The sequence below is a fragment of the Oerskovia sp. 140933 genome, from assembly GCF_059651515.1.
Window position 1 is genome coordinate 1 of sequence record NZ_JAMXIO010000063.1, and the last position, 5,538, is coordinate 5,538.

Annotated in this window: 3 rRNA genes; all 3 read left to right on the top strand. The window is 56.9% G+C overall.

The features are described 5' to 3' along the window. Positions 1-263: 263 nt before the first annotated feature. A 16S ribosomal RNA gene (locus tag NHG27_RS18780) occupies positions 264-1,784 on the top strand. Positions 1,785-2,180: 396 nt separating this feature from the next. Next, positions 2,181-5,286: ribosomal RNA gene (locus tag NHG27_RS18785) — 23S ribosomal RNA — on the top strand. A 91-nt stretch (positions 5,287-5,377) separates the two neighbouring features. Further along, a 5S ribosomal RNA gene (gene rrf / locus NHG27_RS18790) occupies positions 5,378-5,494 on the top strand. The 16S, 23S and 5S rRNA genes sit together here, the layout of an rRNA operon. Positions 5,495-5,538 lie beyond the last annotated feature (44 nt).

Here is a 5,538-nt window from a genome sequence, read left to right on the forward strand (position 1 = left end):
AAGTTGCCCCGAGTGAAGGCCTGGGAACGGGTTGGATTCGGTGCGTGTCGGTTGCTTGAGAACTCAACAGTGTGCTTGATAGTTAATGCCAATTGTCCGTCATGGGCGCGTGGTGGCCATCGTTTGGTGGTTGTTGTGTGTTCGTGTCGAGACTACTTATTTGGTATGAATTGAAAACGTCATGTTTTCGGTTTGTAGCCATGATTATGGACCTTCGGGTCCGCTTCGTATGGTTGTTAATCCTTCGGGGTTGATAGCAGACATTTACGGAGAGTTTGATCCTGGCTCAGGACGAACGCTGGCGGCGTGCTTAACACATGCAAGTCGAACGGTGATGCCCAGCTTGCTGGGCGGATCAGTGGCGAACGGGTGAGTAACACGTGAGTAACCTGCCCCAGACTCCGGGATAAGCCTTGGAAACGAGGTCTAATACTGGATATGAGATGCCCCTGCATGGGGAGTGTCTGGAAAGATTTATCGGTCTGGGATGGACTCGCGGCCTATCAGCTTGTTGGTGGGGTAATGGCCTACCAAGGCGACGACGGGTAGCCGGCCTGAGAGGGCGACCGGCCACACTGGGACTGAGACACGGCCCAGACTCCTACGGGAGGCAGCAGTGGGGAATATTGCACAATGGGCGAAAGCCTGATGCAGCGACGCCGCGTGAGGGATGAAGGCCTTCGGGTTGTAAACCTCTTTCAGCAGGGAAGAAGCGCAAGTGACGGTACCTGCAGAAGAAGCGCCGGCTAACTACGTGCCAGCAGCCGCGGTAATACGTAGGGCGCAAGCGTTGTCCGGAATTATTGGGCGTAAAGAGCTCGTAGGCGGTTTGTCGCGTCTGGTGTGAAAACTCAAGGCTCAACCTTGAGCTTGCATCGGGTACGGGCAGACTAGAGTGCGGTAGGGGTGACTGGAATTCCTGGTGTAGCGGTGGAATGCGCAGATATCAGGAGGAACACCGATGGCGAAGGCAGGTCACTGGGCCGCAACTGACGCTGAGGAGCGAAAGCATGGGGAGCGAACAGGATTAGATACCCTGGTAGTCCATGCCGTAAACGTTGGGCACTAGGTGTGGGGCTCATTCCACGAGTTCCGTGCCGCAGCAAACGCATTAAGTGCCCCGCCTGGGGAGTACGGCCGCAAGGCTAAAACTCAAAGGAATTGACGGGGGCCCGCACAAGCGGCGGAGCATGCGGATTAATTCGATGCAACGCGAAGAACCTTACCAAGGCTTGACATACACCGGAAACTTCCAGAGATGGTTGCCCCGCAAGGTCGGTGTACAGGTGGTGCATGGTTGTCGTCAGCTCGTGTCGTGAGATGTTGGGTTAAGTCCCGCAACGAGCGCAACCCTCGTCTTATGTTGCCAGCACGTCATGGTGGGGACTCATAAGAGACTGCCGGGGTCAACTCGGAGGAAGGTGGGGATGACGTCAAATCATCATGCCCCTTATGTCTTGGGCTTCACGCATGCTACAATGGCCGGTACAAAGGGCTGCGATACCGCGAGGTGGAGCGAATCCCAAAAAGCCGGTCTCAGTTCGGATTGGGGTCTGCAACTCGACCCCATGAAGTCGGAGTCGCTAGTAATCGCAGATCAGCAACGCTGCGGTGAATACGTTCCCGGGCCTTGTACACACCGCCCGTCAAGTCACGAAAGTCGGTAACACCCGAAGCCGGTGGCCCAACCCTTGTGGAGGGAGCTGTCGAAGGTGGGACTGGCGATTGGGACTAAGTCGTAACAAGGTAGCCGTACCGGAAGGTGCGGCTGGATCACCTCCTTTCTAAGGAGCATCACTCACGGCCGGCCCTTCGGGGTGGTCGTGCAGAGGCCATGGCACTCGCCGAACGCGTGGGTGGATGGTTGCTCAAGGGTGGAACATTAACGAAGAGCTCGTCCAAGACGGTTCGTGTCAGTACCTGTCTGCCTTCGGGTGGGTGGTGGAACATCACGGGTACGGGGGAGGGGTTCGCCAAGCACACTGTTGGGTCCTGAGGGAACCGCCCGCATGGGTGGGGTCGCTCTGAACGGGCCATCGCGTCTCCTGGGTGAACCGCCAACCGGTTGTGTTGGTAGGCCGTGGGAGCGGGTGGGATCGTCCGTAGCTTGAGAACTGCACAGTGGACGCGAGCATCTTTGTAAGATCAAAGATTTATCTTTGTTCTCTGCAATTTTTTGTTGTCAAGTTTTTAAGGGCACAGGGTGGATGCCTTGGCACTAGGAGCCGATGAAGGACGTTGTAGCCTGCGATAAGCCTCGGGGAGTTGGCAAACGAACCGTGATCCGAGGATCTCCGAATGGGGAAACCCCGCTGGAGTCATGTCCAGTGACCCGCACCTGAATATATAGGGTGTGTGGAGGGAACGTCGGGAAGTGAAACATCTCAGTACCGACAGGAAGAGATATTCCGTGAGTAGTGGCGAGCGAAAGCGGAACAGGCCAAACCGTTCATGTGTGATAGCTACCAGGCGTTGCATGGGCGGGGTTGTGGGACCTTTCAGACCGGGCTGGTACCCGGTCAGGGAGTCAGAAAGTCGCGTTATAGTCGAAGGGCATTGAAAGGCCCGGCACAGAGGGTGCGACCCCCGTAGACGAAATGACGTGGCCTCCCGAAGGGGATCCCAAGTAGCACGGGGCCCGAGAAATCCCGTGTGAATCCGGCAAGACCACTTGCTAAGCCTAAATACTACCTAGTGACCGATAGCGGACCAGTACCGTGAGGGAAAGGTGAAAAGTACCCCGGGAGGGGAGTGAAATAGTACCTGAAACCGTGTGCCTACAATCCGTTGGAGCCTCCCTAGCAGGGGTGACAGCGTGCCTTTTGAAGAATGAGCCTGCGAGTTAGTGCTCAGTGGCAAGGTTAACCCGTGTGGGGAAGCCGTAGCGAAAGCGAGTCTGAATAGGGCGAATGAGTCGCTGGGTCTAGACCCGAAGCGAAGTGATCTAGCCATGGGCAGGTTGAAGCGTGGGTAAGACTACGTGGAGGACCGAACCCACCAGGGTTGAAAACCTGGGGGATGACCTGTGGTTAGGGGTGAAAGGCCAATCAAACTTCGTGATAGCTGGTTCTCCCCGAAATGCATTTAGGTGCAGCCTCGCGTGTTTCTTGCCGGAGGTAGAGCTACTGGATGGCCGATGGGCCCTACAAGGTTACTGACGTCAGCCAAACTCCGAATGCCGGTAAGTGAGAGCGCGGGAGTGAGACTGCGGGGGATAAGCTCCGTAGTCGAGAGGGAAACAGCCCAGACCACCAGCTAAGGCCCCTAAGCGTGTGCTAAGTGGGAAAGGATGTGGAGTTGCACAGACAACCAGGAGGTTGGCTTAGAAGCAGCCACCCTTGAAAGAGTGCGTAATAGCTCACTGGTCAAGTGATTCCGCGCCGACAATGTAGCGGGGCTCAAGTACACCGCCGAAGCTGTGGCATTCACACAAACGCTAGGCCTTCGTGGTCCAGGCGTGTGGATGGGTAGGGGAGCGTCGTGTGGGCAGTGAAGTCGCGGGGTAACCCAGCGGTGGAGCCTACACGAGTGAGAATGCAGGCATGAGTAGCGAAAGACGGGTGAGAAACCCGTCCGCCGAATGACCAAGGGTTCCAGGGCCAGGCTAATCCGCCCTGGGTAAGTCGGGACCTAAGGCGAGGCCGACAGGCGTAGTCGATGGACAAGGAGTTGATATTCTCCTACCGGCGAAGAACCGCCCATACCGAACCCGGTGATGCTAAGCGCCCTTAACCCGCACCGTCTCCTTCGGGAGACATCGCGGGAGCGGCGCGCGACCCGAACCGGTACTAGGTAAGCGTATTAACAGGGGTGACGCAGGAAGGTAGCCCAGCACGGCGATGGTTGACCGTGTCCAAGGTTGTAGGGCGAACAGTAGGCAAATCCGCTGTTCACATAGCCTGAGAACTGATAGATAGCGCGTATGCGCGAATTGGGTGATCCTATGCTGCCAAGAAAAGCCTCGGCGCGAGGTTCTAGCCGCCCGTACCCTAAACCGACTCAGGTGGTCAGGTAGAGAATACTAAGGCGATCGAGAGAATCGTGGTTAAGGAACTCGGCAAAATGCCCCCGTAACTTCGGGAGAAGGGGGGCCCGATGCGTGACGGAACTTGCTTCCCGAGCGTTGACGGCCGCAGAGACCAGGGAGAAGCGACTGTTTACTAAAAACACAGGTCCGTGCGAAGTCGCAAGACGATGTATACGGACTGACGCCTGCCCGGTGCTGGAAGGTTAAGAGGACGGGTCAGCCTTCGGGCGAAGCTCAGAATTTAAGCCCCAGTAAACGGCGGTGGTAACTATAACCATCCTAAGGTAGCGAAATTCCTTGTCGGGTAAGTTCCGACCTGCACGAATGGCGTAACGACTTCTCCGCTGTCTCAACCGCGAACTCGGCGAAATTGCACTACGAGTAAAGATGCTCGTTACGCGCAGCAGGACGGAAAGACCCCGGGACCTTTACTATAGCTTGGTATTGGTGTTCGGTGCGGCTTGTGTAGGATAGGTGGGAGACTGTGAAGCATGCACGCCAGTGTGTGTGGAGTCAACGTTGAAATACCACTCTGGTCGCTCTGGATATCTAACCTCGGTCCGTAATCCGGATCAGGGACAGTGCCTGGTGGGTAGTTTAACTGGGGCGGTTGCCTCCTAAAATGTAACGGAGGCGCTCAAAGGTTCCCTCAGCCTGGTTGGCAATCAGGTGTCGAGTGCAAGTGCACAAGGGAGCTTGACTGTGAGACTGACAGGTCGAGCAGGGACGAAAGTCGGAACTAGTGATCCGGCGGTGGCTTGTGGAAGCGCCGTCGCTCAACGGATAAAAGGTACCCCGGGGATAACAGGCTGATCTTGCCCAAGAGTCCATATCGACGGCATGGTTTGGCACCTCGATGTCGGCTCGTCGCATCCTGGGGCTGGAGTAGGTCCCAAGGGTTGGGCTGTTCGCCCATTAAAGCGGTACGCGAGCTGGGTTTAGAACGTCGTGAGACAGTTCGGTCCCTATCCGCTGCGCGCGCAGGAAACTTGAGAAGGGCTGTCCCTAGTACGAGAGGACCGGGACGGACGAACCTCTGGTGTGCCAGTTGTTCCGCCAGGAGCACGGCTGGTTAGCTACGTTCGGAAGGGATAACCGCTGAAAGCATCTAAGCGGGAAGCCTGCTTCAAGATGAGGTTTCCATCCCCGCAAGGGGGAGAGGCTCCCAGCTAGACCACTGGGTAGATAGGCCGGATGTGTAAGGCAGGACTAACGACTGCTGAAGCTGACCGGTACTAATAAGCCGACAACTTGATAACACACAAACTTTTTGCTACGCGTCCACTGTGCGGTTCCCGAGATACGGGCACACCCCCACGTAACCGGGGGACCCGAACATCTCCATAGAGTTACGGCGGTCATAGCGAGAGGGAAACGCCCGGTCCCATTCCGAACCCGGAAGCTAAGCCTCTCAGCGCCGATGGTACTGCCCTGGAGACGGGGTGGGAGAGTAGGTCGCCGCCGGACAACCATTCACCAAAGGCCCACCCCTCACGGGGTGGGCCTTTGGC